The following is a 19,248-nucleotide window of genomic DNA, read 5'->3' as shown; positions in this document are numbered from 1 at the left end:
AAATTAAGTATTTGTAGCGTGCGTTAGCGTTTCGCGTAACGCACCAAATCCTTAAAAATGGTGCGTTACGCGAAACGCTAACGCAACGCCAGGTCGCTCAAGTCGGGAAACCCGCCCACACGACTGGCTCCCCTACCTGTCTGTTCAAAAATGAAATAGTAGTCCTATAGAGATTAAATACTTCAATATTTATCAGAGTTACAAACATAAAATATCACTGTCGAAGGATTAAAATCGCGGATTTTTCCTTTTCTGTTTTAAGCGCTTGGGCTTCTTAAAAGACTTGAATAAGCGATTAATCAAGTTAGAAGATGATTTTTTATTAGTAGACGATTGCCTTGTTGGAGCCTTGCCATTATATTCCGTGTTATCAGATAAAGGTATGGCATGTTTAGTTGGGGTTATGCCGCTTCCATACCTTCTGGCATAAACTTGGGTAAATTCAGCACCAAAGAAAAGAATCTGTGCTGCATAGTTAACCCAAGCTAAAATCACCACCAGCGAACCAGCAGCACCATAAGCTGAACCAAAACTGCCATTACCTAAATATTGTCCTAATAAAAACCTCCCAATTGAGAACAAAACTGAGGTGAGAGAAGCTCCAACTAAAACATCACTCCAAGCAATTTCAACATCTGGTAAAACTTTAAAAATTAGTCCGAATAGGACTGTAGTTATAGCAAACGAGAGAATAAAATTGACAAGTTGCCAGAGAAAATCGACACCTGGTAACAAGTTGCTAAAGAATGTTACTAATGTTGTCAAAGCTGTACTAATTACTAGAGAAACTAATAGTAAAAAGCCAATACCTATGACCATTGCAAAGGACAAAACACGTAGACGAATGATGTTAGTTACGCCGCGTCCGGGTTTGGGTTTAACTTCCCAAATCGTGTTCATGGCATCTTGCAACTCGGTAAATAAACCAGTAGCACCCACTAGCAGAACTACAACACTAATAATCGAAGCGATCGCTCCTGTCTTTGGTTGGTTAGCATTCTGAATGGCTGATTCGAGAAACTTTGCACCTTCTATCCCCACTAAACCTTGAATTTGTCCGACAATTTGACCCCTTGCGGCCTCTTCTCCAAATACTGCGCCCGCGATCGCAATTACAATAATTAACAACGGTGCAATAGAAAAAATCGTGTAATAAGCTAACGCCGCCGCTAACCGTGAAGCTTTATCATCACTCCATTCTTTGAACGTCTCTTGAAACAACTTCCAAATCGCCTGCCAATTCATCCAACCAGTCTCCTTCTAAGAGGATATCGCTTACTTCCTGATATATTTGATACTTATTCTCTAGTTAGCGACATCCTCCCAAGGGAGTTTGTAAAGCGTCCTTGAGGAGGAATTTAATAGTTTTACCAAATTCTGGGGGTCTAAATCCCCGTTGCAAAAGTTAATTACGAATTACGAATTACGAATTACGAATTTTTTTACAAGAATAGGCAACGGTAAAGACCATGCTGTGAAATTAGCACGGTGCGTAGTTCAGTCTAACGACTTGGTAGCCTATGAAGATTTGAGGATTAAAAATATGGTGAAAAATCATTGTTTAGCCAAGTCCGTTAATGACGCATCTTGGTATCAGTTCCGTGTCTGGGTTGAGTACTTTGCAAAAGTATTTAAACGTGTCACGGTTGCGGTTAATCCGCAATACACTAGTCTTGAATGCTCTAGCTGTGGTGTCATCGTTAAGAAAACACTATCCACCCAAACTCATGCTTGTAAATGTGGGTGTGTGATGGATAGGGATGAGAACGCAGCTAGGAATATCCTTAGTCGGGGATTGGGTACGGTAGGGCATACCGGAACCTTTGCGCTAGACGCAAGCAACGCTTGGGGAGATGAGTCCTCTACTCAATCTGGCGCAAGCCTGATTGAGCAAGTCATGTCTTAGATTCAAGAATCCCCGTTCCCTTTAGGGCGGGGAGTGTCAATGCATTCTGTCGATTGTCCGATATTGAATTGCTTCCGCTACATGACTAGTTTTGAGATCATCATCTCCCGCTAAATCTGCAATTGTTCGTGCTACTTTGAGAATGCGATCGCTAGCTCTGGCTGATAAACCTAATTTTCTAATGGCTACTTCTAATAAATTACGACTAGCATCATCTAGCTTGCACCATATCTGGAGATGACGACTTTGCATTTGGGCATTGCAACGCAGATTTGCTTCTCCTTCAAAGCGGGTAATGGCGCGATCGCTTGCTTGTTGAACTCGTTGTAGGACTGAGATTGATGTTTCTCCCGTAGGTTGTTGGGTAATTTCTTCTGGTTTCAAGCGATTCACCGCAACTTGTAAATCAATCCGATCCATCAATGGCCCAGAAAGTTTTGCCCAATATTGCTCGCGTTGGCGGGGAGAACAAGTACATTGTTGGATGGTATCGCCATAGTAACCGCAAGGGCAGGGATTAGTACTCGCTACCAAAGTAAACTGCGCCGGAAATGTTACCGATAGTTTGGTACGGGAAATTGTAACGTAGCCATCTTCTAAAGGCTGACGCAGAAATTCTAAAACATCACGTTTAAATTCTGTTAATTCATCTAAGAATAATATGCCATTGTGAGATAATGAAATTTCGCCAGGACGAGGAAAGCTACCACCACCAACAAGAGAAGGCCCGGATGCTGAGTGGTGGGGACTGCGAAAAGGGCGATCGCGTACCAACGAACCGCGATTTTTTAATAAACCAGCCACCGAATGGATACGAGTCACTTCTAAAGATTCAGCAAAACTCAGAGGCGGTAAAATTCCTGGTAAGCGCCGTGCTAACATGGTTTTTCCACTACCAGGTGGCCCGACAAAAATTAATTATCTTTAGCTCTTAAAAACAATTCTTTAAAGTAAACAACAACAACTTGACAGGTATATCTGCACATTGTAGACTATTTAACATTCAGCGATTCCACAAAGTCAATAAAGTCTACAAAGTAAATGAAAGTTCAGAGGGTACGCATCCCCAAGAGCGAGAAAGTTACCTGGATTGTGCTAGGGGATGATTATTTGCCCATAGAACCAATTCGGGAATACCTAGCTTATCTAGAAAGCATTGAGCGATCGCCAAACACAATTAGGTCTTACGCCCATCACCTCAGTCTCTATTGGGAATATCTTGAAACCTACGATTTGGATTGGACGCAAGTTAGCGTAATTGAGCTTGCCGAATTTATGGCATGGCTTAGAAGTCCTAATCCTCAAAAAATTGCATCAATGCAAGAAGTGGTTGCCAAGCGCACAGAATCAACTGTCAATGTGATTCTGACTTCAGTCTGTATGCTTTACGATTTCCATGAAAAAACGGGTAAAGTACCACATATTCCTCTCTATCGGTCACAGGTCATGCCAGGTAGGAAGTATAAAAGCTTCTTGCATCACATAACTAAGAGCAAATCGACAAGAACCCGTTTACTCAAACTCAAAGAACCAAAGCACTATCCAGAAACACTTTCATCTGAGCAGGTCAAACAACTTATTGATAATTGCAAGCGAATTAGGGATAAATTTTTGATTTGTTTGCTGCATGAAAGCGGTATGCGAATTGGGCAAGCACTAGGTCTAAGACATGAAGACATTCAATCTTGGGATAATCTTATCAAAGTTATCCCTAGAGACGACAATGCTAATGGCGCTCGTGCTAAAGGCAACTCTCCCTACAATGTCGATGTCACAAAAGAATTGATGGGACTTTATAGCCAATATTTACAAGATGAATTCATGGAAATACTCGGTGATGACCTCAGTGACTATGTTTTTGTAAATCTTTGGGATGGAGAGATTGGCTCTGCGATGACATACAACAATGTTATGGATCTGTTCAATCGCCTCAAAAGGAAAACTGGGATTGCTGCTCATCCTCACATGCTTAGACATACGCACGCTACAGAACTAGTTCGTGAAGGCGTGGGAATGGCTTATGTCCAGAAACGACTAAACCACGCAAGTATTCAAACCACAATTGATACCTATGTTCATGTCAACAATGAAGACATGAAAAGAGAATATAACCAATATTTGAACAATAGATATGACGCAGAATCAGCCAGTAGTTCAGAAGCAGAATAAAGTCTATCAATTTGTTAACTGCCCAAGGTGTAAAAGTACCAGTTTTAGGAAAAATGGAAAAAATTCATCTGGTACTCAAATTTATATATGTAAGCAGTGCTATAAAACTTTTACACCGGAGGCATTGGCTTTAATTCAAGAATCTAAGGAAGTAAGTGTTAATCCTAAACATGAGTATTCTAAAGATATTTGGGATTGTCGAGCATTGGGAGTTGATGGTGGTGTAGGAAAATCCAGTTATAAACTAAATTTCGCTCCTATAAAACAAGACTGGTTGAAAGAAACAGCGAAAACTTATTTAAAGGTTTGCCTGAGTTCTATCACATTCGCTTCTGTACAAGAAAAACTCAGTTCAATCAGAAAATTATCAAAGTTTTTTTCAGAAAACTACCCAAATATTATCCCGGAAAAGATAAACCGCGATGTCATCACTGAATACACAATATATTTAGCAAGTCAAAAATTAGCATCAAGTACCAGATATAAGTGTATTAGTGATGCAAAACTGTTTTTTGATTCCGCTTATCAATATCAATGGCTTGATGTCCGAAGGTATTTGGTTCGTCCTGAAGATTTTCCTAAGATAGAAAAAAGACTCCCTCGCTACATTCCAGAAGAAGTAATGCAGCAACTTAATCAATACTTGGATGATTTGGCAGAGCCAATAATGCGAATGATATTAGTGTTGCAAGTGTGACGAGATAAAAAAGTTGGATAATATTAAGGCTTGAAACCCTTGCTATTCCGTATGTAGAAAAATTAAAAGTTGGATAATTTAATGAGCTTAAAGAAGCTGATACTGGTACATGAGGTAAAATCTGAATAAAAAAGTTGGATAATTTCTTGAAAGCATTGTAAATAAAGGCTTTAGAGGTCTGAAGGATTAACAGTCGACGGCGAGGGAAAATATTAAGTTATGTTAATATGCTATTGATATAAGAATCTTAATTAAATTTTGCTCAGTAAAGTGAGCAAGAAACCTTTGTATAGCAAGCTTCCAGTCACCTTTGTTTTTCAAAAACCAAATACGAGTCCTGTATAGCGTGAGCTATCAAATTATTCGCTCACATCACGCTTGGGACGTTGGAACGTGAAGGTAAAAGTGCTGTCACTTTGTATAACCTGACGAATCTCTTGGTACATAGGATAGTTGCCAATACCGCTTAAATAAAGCCAACCACGAGTTCTGGTCATCGCAGTAAAAAGTTGGTTGCGTGCAGTAATATTGCTTTCATTCCGAGCAATGTAATCTAAGCCAACAACATAAACTACGCTTGCTTCATTACCCTTAGCACGATGAATTCCTGCTATTGTCACGCTATCTGGATTCCAAAAACGGTTTGGAAAAACATTGTGCCTATTATCCGGAAAAAAATTAATTGTTGGTGCAGTCGGAATATAATAATTAATTCCCGCATCCAAAAAATGATTGGCAGTTTGTTCTTGGAGCTTTTTGGTTTCAAAACTATTCCCCAAAACAATTACTAAAATATCCTGGCTGGGATTTAGCTTTTCATCTTCAATATTATGCTTAATGCAATTAGCCAAAGCTTTAAGTTCGGCTTGCCGGGAACTGTAAAATTGAAACGATATCAGTTCCTTATCCCAAAGCGTCCGTATAGGATTGGGTGAATTTTCCTGGGGTCTTGTTAAAGTAATAGTTGCTCCAGGAATGCGAAAATCTCCTTGGGTTACTTGATAGCCAATTCGCTCCCAATCCTTTTTGTTGGTAATTCCTGCCAGCATTCCTTCGGGTCGCAATAATCCCATACCCAAGGCTTGGGCAGCAGCAAGAATACACCTGGGAGTGCGATACGAACGTTTTAGAACGTGAGCTTTTCTAATCTTGCCAAGGTAGAATCCCCCACTACTACCGCCGATAATTTGACTGAGTTCGCTTCCCAAAACTTGCTTTGAAGTAGGAATTACTAAGCTGTTTAGGCTTTGTGCTTCATCATAAGCCCAAATTAATCGTCGCAGTTCTGGTGTGTTTGCCTCTGGCGATCGTAAGGCTTGATACGCCATCCAATAAAATGGTTGTTTGCCTTTAAATTTCAGTGCATCGTCATCAATGATTAAATCTTGTCCTTCATCAATTAAGATGGCATCAAATTGTGGTGGTATTGTTGTAACTTCAAGCAAATCTCTACACGCAGCAGCTAAAGCCGTTTCTGGAGTGAAATTGGGGAAATGGCTCACATTTTTCGGTTGCACACGAGAAGCTTTACAAATCGTGCTGTACAGTCCTGGTTGGTTTGTTCCACCCCAAGCGTGCAGTACTTTAAGTTTTGAACTTTTAGCGTTGTAGCAAACCTCTCCGCCACTAAAATAGCGCAACCACTGGTCTACTAGTTCGATAATTAAGTTATAAAGACTCCGGGTAAAAAATACTAAAGCAATATCCCAATCTGGATGACGTAAATGCATCCGTGCTGCCTTCTGACAAAGCAAAAGCGTTTTACCCGAACCTGCCGTGCCTCTAATGCGCTGTGGCCCTGGAGGTATTTGCATTCCAATTTCGGTTTGCTGCCAGTCAACGTCGCTAATCCACTCATGTAGGTGAACAATAGCTTGACTACGCGGTGACAGTGTGGTTTTTTGGCTGACTGGAGGCGTTTTATTTGGTATCGGAGAGACAACTTGTTTAAGTAACTGCTGCCACTGCTGGTCGTTTAAAGTTGAAGCAGCGTGACGAATAACCGTAGCATTATTAGCAATGTAATCGAGTAAATCTGGTTGCCGTTCTAAATCATCTTTGAAGATAATTGGTGGGCAGGTAAGATGGTTGTCGTCAAATCCTTTATCTCTCCAAGCACGACGTGTAATTTTTGGTAGAGCTACAATAACTCTGGCTGCAACCTTTTCGTAAAGGAATGAGTTTCTGTCGCAGCGATTTATGATACTAAACGCTTGTTTTTCAGCTTGCTCGATCGGAGCGAGGTATTCCTTGTAAAAACCAGGTATCATTTTCCATCGGTTAGCCTCAACCTTTTTGATATCATTGATAGCGATAGATTTCACTTCGATGATGGCTAGCCCCAAATCCTTACTAACAAGTAAAATATCCATCTCGCGGCGACTTCGTTCTTCCTGGGAGAAAGCGCGGTAGCCCCATATTGCAATACCTTCTCCTTGTGTCAACTTCTGACGAACTGTGTCCCAGACGATTCGTTCACCTTGATAACCTGTTCCACCAGTTGACTCGGTTTCAATAAACTTCCAAGCAACAACTTGGTTATTGGTAGCTGCAACCATAAATATAATTATTTAATGATTTCTATAAAATACTGCTGAAATTTTAATTTAATAATCAGCTATAAATTTTGTGTTGAGACGTTCATACAACAATTAATTATTTTTAACTGTTAAATTTTAAAATGTCTATACCAGAACAGTTAATTAAATATTTATAGTTATTTGATAGACCATCTGAATTATTGGGAAAACTAAAATTACCCTTCTCCTACCATAAATATATTTAATGGGTGTGCCTGGATAATGAATAGTCTTTTGAAAATCCCGTCCTTACTGCTAGGACTGATAAAGCCAAAATCTAATAAGTTTGAAATCGAATGCTACGGTCAAGGTGATAGTGCGCTTGAGATGCAACAAATTCAGCAGATTATGGAGTGGCTATTTGCTAGTCTAATGAATGCAGGATATTTTGGTAGGTCGCATCTAATTTGGGATCTAGGCGAACAGGACTGGAAACAAGTGGCATTAACAGGACTTTTGAGAGATGAGCCAGTATTTTTATATCGTTGTAATGACAGACCTTCTTTACCACCTGAACACTGCTGCTGGCGCTTAATGGCAGAATATCCATCTTTGAGAATTTATCAGTTGGAAGTTTTGGAGCAGTAAATTCTGATTTGATTATTTAGTTGTTGTTTTAGTGACGGCGCAAACTTGAGGAGAAGCAGCGGAGAAATAAAAGGGGAAGCTTTCGCACCTGTTGTTTCTATTGATTAGCCTCCATTTATATGGAGACGATTTGTGGATTTCAGTTTATCGAGTAAGTTGAGAAGTTTCCATTAATTTGCCTCCATATAGTTATTGGAGACGGCACAGTACCAGCCGACGTTCAGACTGCGGTTGACAAGTTTCCATTAATTCGCCTCCACATAGTTAGTGGAGACTTTTCTTTGTATCCTATTATTAGGAATAATTGTGTTTCCATTAATTCGCCTCCACATAGTTAGTGGAGACTCCATCTCTAAAATAGAGTAGGGTAAAACCACACGGAGTTTCCATTAATTCGCCTCCACATAGTTAGTGGAGACAACAAATTGCAAAAACTGTATTCAGTGGTAGCAAGCGTTTCCATTAATTCGCCTCCACATAGTTAGTGGAGACATTATTTTTTGATGGTCGTTCGCTTCATACTCGTTTCCATTAATTCGCCTCCACATAGTTAGTGGAGACATAAGGTTTCCCCAACTCATTTATTGTTTGATTTAAGTTTCCATTAATTCGCCTCCACATAGTTAGTGGAGACAAGAATGTTAACTACACACAAGATGATATTGGTTTCCATTAATTCGCCTCCACATAGTTAGTGGAGACCTAACCTAAGTGAGTTTGCGCGTCAGCACAGCCTAGTTTCCATTAATTCGCCTCCACATAGTTAGTGGAGACAAGATGAACTCAACGATCGCATAACCCAAATCAAGTTTCCATTAATTCGCCTCCACATAGTTAGTGGAGACATCTTTAACTTAGATTCTGTACGCCCTTTTGTTTCCATTAATTCCACTTCTCCGAAGAGAAGCGACTTTATTGCACAGGTAGATTATACTGCACAAGCAGTGTTTCCATTAATTCCACTTCTCCGAAGAGAAGCGACTCCTTATTCCTTGCCCAGCGCTCTGGCTATGGTTTCTATTAATTCCACTTCTCCGAAGAGAAGCGACCCCTCTTATTTAACCCCTTACGTAGCCTGATGTCCAGATGCCATTTGCGACGGGGTATAAAGTTACAGCCAAATTTAACCATATTACATACATATAAAAACCCTGAAACCCTTAGACAGTAAGACATCGGCGGGGTCAACGAAAGAACAAACATTTCCCGCTTTTGCTGACCCCGCCGCAAGAGCTTCCACTCTAGAAAGCAAAAAGTAGATCCTTGACCATAGCAAAGATTATTCGATCGCCAAAAGACCCATAGAAATTCCCGATAATAGGGATGTCGCATTCCAAGTTTCCGGCTGTTTCTATACTCTCATTTTTTTATATCTTTACCTGTTAAATAAGAGAGTCTGCTACTTCTTGAAGTTTCTTATTCAACTTATCTCTTTTATAAGGAAGTTTAAAATAGCTTATCGCCTCTAAGAATGGCTGTTTAACAGAATTTACATAGGTAGTCATTACATCAGATGCTTGATGATTTTTAGACCCCAATAAATAATCAATTACTTCCTTCTCTTCAGCCCCGCACAAGTTATGCATTAATTGGTTACGGAGGTCATCTTCTGTCTTTCTATTAGAGTCACAATACCATAATAATAACGGCCACTTGGGAAAAGTCTTATCTATATTGTTTAACCAAGCAATTAGAGCAAAGTTTTTATTGGTAATATCAAAATCTTTTTCTGTATTAAATCTAAATCTATCTACAGGAAACCTTAATTTTTGTAAAACTACTTTTTTCTCATTAATACTTTGATAATTAACAGATGCTTTTAGAAATAATCCACGGGGAATCCACTCTAATAAATCGCAGACTTTTTGAGAGCTACCATTTAAAATCACAGTTTCATTAATCATCGCTACTTGTGATAGAATAGCCACCTTTAAAAAGGTTTCTTGAGCAGCAGCAAGTAGAGTAATCCCTTGGAGATAATTTTTCTGATTAAAGAAAAAACCTATGAGATCGAGAGCATCAACAATGCGTTGAGTAGCTTGCGTAATTTCAAAATCTTGTCCGCTATCCATTAGAGTACTATGGAGATTAAAGAAATCAACAATCTTCTCTAAGCTAGCTATAGCAGCTTTGTCTATTCTATCTATATCTTCTAAAATTTTTAGCGCTGCGCCAGGGAAGCCTCCTATAATTAACTGCTTTACTTTTTGAATCTGTATCCCCCGCCGATAATTAGAGCTTTCAATAGCTTCTGATTTAGATTTCTGTTCATAATTTTCATCAAAATATTCATTACTAACTAAAAACTTAACTTTCTGAAATCTGCCTAAGCTAACGAATTGTACAGCAGAAGATATCGCCGGTGTTCCAGCTTGATGACTAACATAAACAGGCTTTAGTGGATTAAAGTCTAACTTGCGGAATGCTTCTTCTACCAAATAAAGGGTTTCATTCCAATTATCTATACCTTTATCATCAGTTTTTGGTGCAAGATATAAAAATTCTAATTGACAGTCAAATTTTCCTTGTAAATACCACTCTAGTAGAGCCTTAAGTGTACAAGTATCTTGCCAATAGGGACACTTTTCATAAATAATTTGGTCTTGTTTAAATATTTCAGTTTGGTCTGTAAGTAAAATTATAATCCTTTCCAGCTTAATGTTATTTTCTAGAAAATATTCATAATAAGTATCAAGAAGTGGGAATTCTAAATCTGACTCGTATTTATCTGGTTTATTGCCATAGACTATACCTAAAAGCCTAGCACTTACTGGATATCCCGCCTCTTTATTATAGGGATCTTTCGGGGTAAGTGGAGCAAACTCTGTACACTCCAAATCATATCTGACTTCACCGTATAAATTTCCCCAATTTTTACTATGCTTGAGGAGGACATCGCTATTACCCGTTGTGATAATCCAAATACTCATATTTACTCCCCCCAAAGTTTGGTAAATTCGCTGGTTGCTAAGAAAGCTAAAAATTCTTCTGTTCTCTCATCTTTTTTATCAGGAAAAATGGTGAGTAACTCTACATACCTTCTTCCCTGACGTTTCATCTCTCCGTCTCTGATTTTGTAGTGCGGGTACATGCGATGCCAAATTCTACCAATTTGACTCATCTTACCTGTAAGGTTTGAGCCTTTAATTGATTTGCTTCCTTGGTAATTCCCGTGAAACCATCTCACAGCTAAACTATCATCTTCGTCTTGTGCAATACGTCCCCAAACTTGAACTTTTTGCGGATGGAATGATTCGCGCCAAGAAGTTAATTTATTACTTGGGGTTTTATCTTTTAATTTCATCCAGTTATTTACAGTCTTATGAATATCATTCAGAATATTAGTGATATGACTGAGGCTATTTACTGGGAAGTAGTATTGATTTGATTGCTTAGGGAATTCCCAATGACAACCTATCATGGGTTTACCATTTAAATACTCTGGAAAGAATAGACGATGGTCAATGCGTCGCCACGATTTACCAAAGCCACCAAGCAGCATAGCAAATCTTAAAATTTGTGTTGCTAATATTTTTAATTCTTTTTTATATTCTTTTGAGGTATCACCCATGCTAAGAATATTTAAAGTTCCTGCATTTAATTCATAGATAGGCATGGTTACATTCCCATACCGATATACATCCATTTCTAAATCAACAGCATTAAAAGCAATTCCTAACTGTCCGACAACAGCACCATTTCTCCCTGCAAATCCTCCCCAAAGCTCTCTAGTTAATTCTTCGGCTGTATTTTCATCAGTAATGCCACTAAATAAGCGCAGGGTGTGACCACGTAAAGCAGCTTTAAAAATATTGGGACGAAACTCGCCTGTTTTATCAATTAATTGTGAGGCTAATCCTTGTCCACGCAGATTAACAGAGACCAATTTGGTTTCTGGGTGATTTATCGGTTGACCATAACCGGCACTAACTCTAGAACCAATACCTCGTTCTATAGCTTTATCCCAAATACTCCAGATAGTCTCCCATTCACTGGCTTCTAGTGCTTCGGTGCTGGAGATACCGAATATTAAGGTAGGTTGATAGAGGGATATCTGAATAAATGCTGAGTGGCTACCGTTATTTTTAATTTGCCAATCCTGTTGAGGATGAACTACATCAATTAATGGTTGTTCAGCCCACGTTGCATCTTTGGGATAACCACCATGAAAGCGAAGAATTCCCGGTATAGTATCATTGCTAGTTAGTTTGCCACCGCAATATCTTGCACCCTGTTCTGAGGTACAAGCACGTAAAAAAGCACCTTTCATGCTTGCGCCGGGGTAAAACGGAAATCCCTTAGCAGCGATGACTGGCCGAATTATATCTTCATCTTGCCCACTGTTAGAAACAAAGCGCCAAGTTATTTTATATTCTTTTGTTTTAACATTGGTGTTAAATGTGGGAGGGTCGATTGCAGAACCTTCTACCCATTCATCAACCCATCTCTCAGACTGTTCGGGATTTCTGATATATTGAATCTGCCCGCGCCCTGAGATTTGCGCTTGAAACATTAACGGAACTTCATTACTATTATTCATCTGCAAATCCTGATTTTTTGTAGCGCTGAGTCCACCAAACCAAACTGTCACAGAATTGAGTAAGCACAGCTAAACAAATTCTTTGGTCTTCAATTGGAAGTTCCCATAATTTGGCGGCGAACTGCTGAATTTTTAAGGTTTCATTATTGCTGACATCTTCTTGAGGAAGCTTAATTCCAGCCAGTTGCATAATTTTGACAAAGCTTTTCCATGTATCACGCCAATATTCGCCTTTGGCTTTTTCTTTATCTAAAAGTCGCAATTGTTCTCCCCAAAATCTCTCTAAGCCGTAAGCTACAGTTATTCGCATCTTGTGAGATTGACCAATAACACCTTTTTGGTCGCGGTGTTTGAGGACTAGGCGTTGTGCTTCTTGGTCTAAGTCGTAAGATTTCCAAGTCATATATTCACACCCCATTTAAAGTTAAACTACAGTGACCAAAACCAATGGATTCTAAACCACCAAGATAAATATCTGTGCTTTGAGTACCATTTAATGGTTGCCATTGCTTTCCTGATTTATCATCTTTGATGGCAATGGGAAAGACTAAAATAGTCCCTTCTGGCAAGGCTTCGGTGTTAAAGAAGCCACCACCATCGACAACCTTTTGGTCAGGTTTTAAGCGCACACGACTTTGACGATATAAAGCCATGTCATGAATCATGGAAATATCACTATCGTCTACGATCACTGCTGGCTTTTCTTTTCCTAATGGAAACCAAGCGGATAAGTCTACGGTTTTGTTGATAGTCAAAAATCCTAAGTTGAAAAACAGGGTCTTTTTACCTTGTGATTCCCGCGCTTTTAAGTTCTTGGAGCCTGTATACGGGTCTGGTATATCTATTTCTTTGAGAGATTTACCATTAAATTTGACAGTATCGCCAGCAATTCTTTGGTAGCGTTGGAGTAAACGTGGACTACTTACCCACACAATTGGTTGACCAGGACAAAAGACCGGTAGCCAGAGAATAGAAGCGTATTCAAATTTGATAATAGACTCATTATTAATTTCTGATTGTTCTGAACCTGCTTCATTGCCATACCAATAATTTGCTGCTTGTTCTCCATCTAGCAGACGCATTTCTGAACGCAGGCGACCGCGAATCGAACTACCGGGAAGAATACCAGTTTGAGTAAATTGGTCGCGGAAGATGAGGTTTAAATTACCGCTTTCTTCTCCAGCAGTTGCACCGACGTGCAGAGGTGCTAAAGTTTCAATAATTCCATAAGCTTTTTTGTACATTTTAGGCGACTCCTTTAATTTCTGTTGGCAAACATAAACCGCATCCTACACGTTTAAGGCTGTAACCTTCTTTGGGAAACCATGCTTCATCCCATGACCACCAAGGTTTGTTTAAAGGTTCTGCAAGCACATAAACACTACCAGCCGGAACCGCGTAACGTCCCCTTCCTAAATTCCCTTTGGCGCGGTAACGGTAGGGTACTGGTTTATCTGTTAGCATCTCTACTGTCTGGGGAAAGCTCTCATGTTGAGGATGGCGGTGAGAGAAACGGTTAGAACCCCATGTAGCTGGTGTAATTAAGGCAAAGGTACGTTCTATTGGCTGATTTAATAGATTTAAAAATTTCTTATTTTTGATGTCCTCACATTCTATTTCGACAACGTGATTTTCACCACCAAAACGATACCAGCCGTTTTCTATAGGATATGTTGATAGATAAACTAAACAGGTATCGTCTGCCATTTGGACAGAATTTTCTAGAAAAAGTCCGTCGGAGTTTTCTACACACCGCTCAGTTGCTTTAATTTTGGGATGCAAAAAAGAAACGTATTTCCAAGGATTATCAGCAACAGATTTATATTCATTAGTCCTGATTGCTTTAGCTGGAGTCCCCCAAGAATCTATCGTTTGCCAACGATAATCTGGTTCTAGTTTCTCGCTTTTATTTTCTAGCTCCCATTTATCATCCTTTAATTGCCACTCATCAACGGCTTTTTTGGCAATTATTTTATGCCAAGGGATAGGAATATAAAAATTTTGTCTTTCGTTGTATTTCGCCCAAAATGGGCCTGCAACACATAGGTTAGTACTCAACTCACTTTGAGTAAACTTTTCTGTTGTCTTGTTAACGCTAAACATTAAACCTGAGAGTGTCGCGGCTTCTGGAGGGAATTTAGCACCAGAACGACCCACTAGATTTTCTGGTGAAAGAAATGCACCTGCACTTCCATACATTAATCCCAAGGGACGAATAGTAATTAGGTATTTGAACATAAATGCCAGCCTACTTTAATTAAATTGCTAATCCAATCAATTGTGGCTTTTGCTCTATCATAAGGAGCATCTTCATCATCAAAACCCACAAGATGTTTAGCACGTTCATAATTTAGTAATTCTTTGCCTTCACCTGGAAAGTAAATGTCAAAGAATTCAATAGCGAATTTTTCGACAAAGCTCTTTTTATCAAGATTAAAAGCACGTCGGGATTCTAATTGAGCTAAATCTTGATAAATGTGACTCCAGTTGGCTTTTTTCTCTCTGTCTTGATACTTGGTCAAAATATTTAAATAATCCCAAGGACAAGTCCATTGCACATATTGACCACTGTTAAAGACAATTCTGATGGTGACTCGCCCACGCCCTGAAGATTTAGCTAGCTTTTCTGCTTCACGACAATGTTGTAAAATATCTCTTTGAGGGACGCTAGAACCTGCCCAAACAAATCCGACGCTTAAGCCTATCTTTTGGTCATGTCTTTCCCAAATTTTGGGTAATGTAATTAACCATGCAACAGCTTGCTGGGCTGTAATCGCTTCTTGATCCTTGTCTCGATAAATTACACCTAAAAAATCGTCTCCACCTGCATAAACTACCCGACCGATTTCTTGGGGGAAGTCTCTGCTAAAGTCTTTCCCCCAGTGACGCATCGCTTGACTAAACTTTTTCAGTTCATCATCACCATTTTCTAAGTCTGCTATTTCCTTTAGGTGTTTCCCAACTTCATCGCCATCACCCATAAACCAACCTGTCCAGCGTCCTTTACCTTGCTCATTTTTGGCTTCGGGGCCTCTATAAATTTCGCTGAAGCTTTCTAGTTTAGACATCCCTAAATTGTTGGCAATTTCTGGCAGCGTGACTAAACGTTTCACTAATTCGGGAATACTTAATTTTTCATTGAGTGCAAAAAACTTACCTTCTGGTTCTGTATCTTGAGAACGATTTTCTAATACACAAGCAAGGCGTTTATAGAAGATTTTAATATCGTCTTTTTCTATAGTCCACTGGCGATTTTTAGGATTTCGTGCTTCTCCACCTAATCCGGGAAATGCAATTCCATCCGTACCTGTTAAACTAGAACTCTCCCCAATCCAGTTGACAGCAGTCCACCCACGGCAAAGTTTGCGGGTTTCTAAATCATCCATCGCCGCTTGAATACTGTCGCCTTCTCCCCAAAAAATTTCCCAGGCGTGGTTTCCCCAATTTGCCCACTCCCTCTCCCAGTAGTATGTATAGTCAGGTAATTTCTCCTCTATCCAGCACCGACATTCCTTCAACATTCCCTTCCATGCGGACAATAAGGTTTTTTCCACCTCTGATTTTGAAAATACTCCCTTAATAAGAATGCGATTGGGTTAAATCGGAATTAATGGAAACACCAAGTGACCATCTGCGTGCCGATACACATTCTTAACCCTACCGATTGGGTTAAATCGGAATTAATGGAAACTTTACACATTCTTTGCCACAACTTCACCAGCAACCCTACCGATTGGGTTAAATCGGAATTAATGGAAACCAACAATCATCAAAGCAATAAGAGCCGGAGCAAAATTTCCCTACCGATTGGGTTAAATCGGAATTAATGGAAACAAGTAATTACTTATCAGCGCATAGGCTAAACCATGTCCCTACCGATTGGGTTAAATCGGAATTAATGGAAACGGTTACCTCCGTCTTGCCACCATTAACCGTAACGTTGACCCTACCGATTGGGTTAAATCGGAATTAATGCAAAACAATGCCATTACTTCGCTTCTCTGTGTTTGAGAAGCTAAATTAATTCAACCCTTAATTAATACCGTCGTCATTCGCTTGAAAAGCCTAGACAACAAACAAATAACAGTTAAAAGTTAAAGTAGAAAAACTTTTAGTCTTGAACTCCTGATGATCTGTCACTTCCTCATCGGTATCCCCGGTAGTGGGAAAACCACCTTCGCGGTCGAGTTAGCAAAATTGGGGAATTATCGCATTGTCTCCACTGATGCAATTCGCCAAAAACTCTATGGTAATGCAAGTATCCAGGGTGAGTGGAGTCATATAGAAGAAAAAGTAATTTCTGAGATTGCTGATGCAATAGCTCAAGGTGATTCCGTAATCTATGACGCTACCAATGCCAAGCGTGTATGGCGGATGGATTTGTTAAAAGAGCTAAATTCATCTGTTGCTTGCCTTGCAGAGCATCGGGAAGAGGTTTTGTGGATGGGGTGGCATTTGCAAACCCCGATTGCAACTTGCAAGTTGTGGAACCAAAAGCGCACCCGACAAGTTCCAGACATGATCATTGAGAATATGCACAAATCTCTCCAAGACTTTCCGCCAATAGCTGCGGAGGGATTTGCATCTGTCAAAGAAATCGATGTCACATCTTCCAAGTTCGACATTCAGCAAATTCCAACCCAAATCCAGCAGCTTCCTCGTACCCTTACTAACCGCGCTAATCGTAATCGCCACATTACTTTACACGGTTACAGTAAGCTGTTGGATTTTGAGCGCTTAATGCATTTAATTTCTCTAATTATTCGCTATCCAGGAATTGGAAATCTGCAAACCACTAACCACACTTTGCTGGAAAGTATTTTGGGTAATGCTCCTGCGTTTGCAAGTTCCTTAGAGGAAGTTACCGCCTTCATGGATAAATTATGCGGTACGACTTACGCTAATAAAAATGCCATTGAATTTGACTTACACTGGCTACAACAAAATTCCCTCATTGGAGTCAATAGTATTGCCCCTTCTTCTGGCATCACTGTACCACCCGATCACTCTATTACACCATCGACTTTTGTAACTCATCCTTATTCTGACTGCGATAGCTTTTGGAGGTTGATACAAATAATTCGCTTGATTCTCCACCACCCATTTTTGCAAGATACAGGAAAGGGAAGCTTGCAAACGCTCGTGTCTGCACTCAGGGAAAATGGGATTATCGATGGCGATGGTTTAGATACTGTCCGCAAGGACATTGAAAAGGTTCTCAAACCTTATAAAATATTGCCAGAATTTCCCTTGAGAGATGGGTATTTTGCAGGGACAGCGATTTTATCAACACATGAATTAACTAAAGTGTTTGATGTTCTCCAGTCTCAAGCTAAAAGCCTTGATGATCCTGTAGCATTGGAGATTTATGAAATATTTGCTACACGGATGGTAAAAAGTAAGTTGGGGGTAAGTAATGTGTATCCGGTACGGGCGATCACAAATCGTAGTATGATTGAACCAGAGTTTTTACCATCTGATACCCTTTCTAAGAATTTACAGCAATTAGAAGAGGCAATAATTAAAGGACAATTGCTGGAATTAAATCGCTTTCCTGGCGGTGGTAAATTTGCTCTTGATGAAGAAGGTTTTTTTTTAGCATTTCCATTGCAAATCGTATTTTGTAACCAAGCGTGGTATTTAGGTTTTGAGTGTGAAGGTGGAAAGTATGCAGGATTGTTCCGGTTTGAGCGTTTGGATAGATTGTTTGTAGGTCAATTTCAAGGAAGATTCCGTTCTAAACAGGAACAGGAAAAATCATTACAGAAATTACAGAAGCTTTCTGCTGCTAGCGCAGGGATTTTTTTAGGGTATAGCGCCAGTGACCAGCACAAGTTTCTTTCTAACGATAAGCAAGAACATTCCCAAGCTTGTATTACAGTGGAACTGTGGTTTAACGATGCTATGTTCCGATTTATCGCTGAAGGCACTAAGAGATTCCCTGCAAGACAAATGAATATGTCTCCACCTGTAGAGGGCGGAAGACTAATGTTACCTAAGTCAATTTTCTGCCTAAAGAAAACCACAAATAAACAGTTTCCTAATCGCTTTCGCGTGGTATTGCCTATATGGTATTTGGGTGATGTAGAGTTTCTGCGGTGGATTGTTGGTTTTGGCGGTAATGTTAAGGTAGTACAGCCAGAGGAATTGGTAGCTAAGGTTAAGGGAATTGGTGAGGCGATTCTTAAAGTTTATCAGCAGTAAGAAATAAAAATATATATTCCAAAATACTTTTAAAGGTCAGGATGTTTACATCTCGACCTTTTTATTTAGGGAAATTCCACTTCTCATTAGAGAAGCAACAAGCAAAACACTTCATTTGGAACTTCAATTGGAATGCTACAGACGAGTTTCCATTAATTCCACTTCTCATTGGAGAAGCGACTTTAGGAGAGTTATTCTATTGTGCTGCTGAAATAACGTTTCCATTAATTCCACTTCTCATTGGAGAAGCGACATGGGATGTGGATTAGCTGGAGGTACTTGGTCAACTGTGTTTCCATTAATTCCACTTCTCATTGGAGAAGCGACTGTTGATAGAGTGATTGAATCCCCTGCATGCAAGCCATGTTTCCATTAATTCCACTTCTCATTGGAGAAGCGACAAAACAAATGACAAACAATGCACCAGCGATCCTTACCGTTTCCATTAATTCCACTTCTCATTGGAGAAGCGACTAAAAAAAAATGAAAATACAAACAAATTTTGCATACATGGTTTCCATTAATTCCACTTCTCATTGGAGAAGCGACTTAGGTCGCGGGCAGC

General features: G+C 39.6%; 13 protein-coding genes, 2 pseudogenes and 2 CRISPR repeat arrays (1 of these 17 running past the window's edge). Of the genes and pseudogenes, 6 read left to right on the top strand and 9 right to left on the bottom strand.

The genetic code is table 11. The annotated features are described in order from the left end of the window. Positions 1–228: 228 nt before the first annotated feature. A complete protein-coding gene (locus CDG79_RS17930; protein ID WP_094343333.1) occupies positions 229–1,245 on the bottom strand; it encodes a YihY/virulence factor BrkB family protein in 1,017 nt (338 codons plus the stop codon). Positions 1,246–1,462: 217 nt separating this feature from the next. On the opposite strand from CDG79_RS17930, the pseudogene CDG79_RS17925 reads away from it, so the two are divergent. Beyond that, a pseudogene (locus CDG79_RS17925) lies at positions 1,463–1,906 on the top strand (RNA-guided endonuclease InsQ/TnpB family protein); the annotation flags it as partial. 36 nt (positions 1,907–1,942) lie between these two features. Here the strand turns inward: CDG79_RS17925 and CDG79_RS17920 are convergent. Next, positions 1,943–2,824: pseudogene (locus CDG79_RS17920) on the bottom strand (YifB family Mg chelatase-like AAA ATPase); the annotation flags it as partial. Positions 2,825–2,947: 123 nt separating this feature from the next. Here CDG79_RS17920 and CDG79_RS17915 point away from each other — a divergent pair. Together CDG79_RS17915 and CDG79_RS17910 are read left to right on the top strand one after the other, a co-directional pair. Next, a complete protein-coding gene (locus tag CDG79_RS17915) occupies positions 2,948–4,075 on the top strand; it encodes a tyrosine-type recombinase/integrase (protein ID WP_094343332.1) in 1,128 nt (375 codons plus the stop codon). Continuing rightward, the gene (locus CDG79_RS17910; protein WP_094343331.1) at positions 4,038–4,772 is read left to right on the top strand and encodes an IS1/IS1595 family N-terminal zinc-binding domain-containing protein; all 735 of its coding nucleotides are present in this window, start codon (positions 4,038–4,040) and stop codon (positions 4,770–4,772) included. Before CDG79_RS17915 ends, CDG79_RS17910 begins: the two co-directional genes overlap by 38 nt. Positions 4,773–5,131: 359 nt before the next feature. Here the strand turns inward: CDG79_RS17910 and CDG79_RS17905 are convergent, their stop codons facing one another. Further along, positions 5,132–7,330 carry a DEAD/DEAH box helicase gene (locus CDG79_RS17905; protein WP_094343330.1) on the bottom strand — a complete coding sequence of 733 codons (2,199 nt, stop codon included), beginning with the start codon at positions 7,328–7,330 and terminating at the stop codon, positions 5,132–5,134. A 243-nt stretch (positions 7,331–7,573) separates the two neighbouring features. Here CDG79_RS17905 and CDG79_RS17900 point away from each other — a divergent pair, with 243 nt between their 5' ends. Then, on the top strand, positions 7,574–7,939 hold the full coding sequence (locus CDG79_RS17900) for a hypothetical protein (RefSeq protein WP_223278193.1): 366 nt from the start codon (positions 7,574–7,576) through the stop codon (positions 7,937–7,939). A 163-nt stretch (positions 7,940–8,102) separates the two neighbouring features. Further along, positions 8,103–8,784: direct repeats of the CRISPR family, unit length 37 nt; unit sequence GTTTCCATTAATTCGCCTCCACATAGTTAGTGGAGAC. Between the two features lie 537 nt (positions 8,785–9,321). Here the strand turns inward: CDG79_RS17900 and CDG79_RS17895 are convergent. Genes CDG79_RS17895 through CDG79_RS17870 form a run of 6 tightly spaced genes read right to left on the bottom strand, consistent with a single transcriptional unit; the run spans position 9,322 to position 16,033 of the window. Then, complete coding sequence (locus tag CDG79_RS17895) at positions 9,322–10,869, bottom strand: hypothetical protein (RefSeq protein WP_094343329.1); 1,548 nt, start codon at positions 10,867–10,869, stop codon at positions 9,322–9,324. A gap of 2 nt (positions 10,870–10,871) precedes the next feature. Beyond that, positions 10,872–12,479, bottom strand: a complete 1,608-nt coding sequence (locus CDG79_RS17890; protein ID WP_094343328.1) for a hypothetical protein — start codon at positions 12,477–12,479, stop codon at positions 10,872–10,874. After that, entirely contained in the window at positions 12,472–12,882 is a 411-nt protein-coding gene (locus CDG79_RS17885; protein ID WP_094343327.1) for a hypothetical protein, read from the bottom strand. Before CDG79_RS17885 ends, CDG79_RS17890 begins: the two co-directional genes overlap by 8 nt. A gap of 4 nt (positions 12,883–12,886) precedes the next feature. Then, positions 12,887–13,723, bottom strand: coding sequence for an RAMP superfamily CRISPR-associated protein (locus CDG79_RS17880; RefSeq protein WP_094343326.1), 837 nt, complete (start codon positions 13,721–13,723; stop codon positions 12,887–12,889). A gap of 1 nt (position 13,724) precedes the next feature. Then, positions 13,725–14,717 (bottom strand): CRISPR-associated protein, encoded by a 993-nt coding sequence (locus CDG79_RS17875; protein ID WP_094343325.1) that lies wholly within the window; start codon positions 14,715–14,717, stop codon positions 13,725–13,727. Continuing rightward, entirely contained in the window at positions 14,702–16,033 is a 1,332-nt protein-coding gene (locus CDG79_RS17870; RefSeq protein WP_143855507.1) for a Cas10/Cmr2 second palm domain-containing protein, read from the bottom strand. The genes CDG79_RS17875 and CDG79_RS17870 overlap by 16 nt, the downstream gene beginning before the upstream one ends. A 69-nt stretch (positions 16,034–16,102) precedes the next feature. Between CDG79_RS17870 and CDG79_RS45510 the strand changes: the two genes are divergently transcribed. Continuing rightward, positions 16,103–16,306, top strand: coding sequence for a hypothetical protein (locus tag CDG79_RS45510; RefSeq protein WP_442946220.1), 204 nt, complete (start codon positions 16,103–16,105; stop codon positions 16,304–16,306). Between the two features lie 301 nt (positions 16,307–16,607). After that, complete coding sequence (locus CDG79_RS17865) at positions 16,608–18,683, top strand: WYL domain-containing protein (protein WP_094343323.1); 2,076 nt, start codon at positions 16,608–16,610, stop codon at positions 18,681–18,683. A 145-nt stretch (positions 18,684–18,828) separates the two neighbouring features. Next, positions 18,829–19,248: a CRISPR direct-repeat array (repeat unit 36 nt; unit sequence GTTTCCATTAATTCCACTTCTCATTGGAGAAGCGAC); it runs 66 nt beyond the window's last position.

It is taken from the genome of Nostoc sp. 'Peltigera membranacea cyanobiont' 232 (genome assembly GCF_002245985.1).
In the GTDB taxonomy this organism is placed as follows: Bacteria; Cyanobacteriota; Cyanobacteriia; order Cyanobacteriales; family Nostocaceae; genus Nostoc.
The sequence above is the reverse complement of the archived record's forward strand: the minus strand, read 5'-3'. Positions and strand labels throughout refer to the sequence as shown.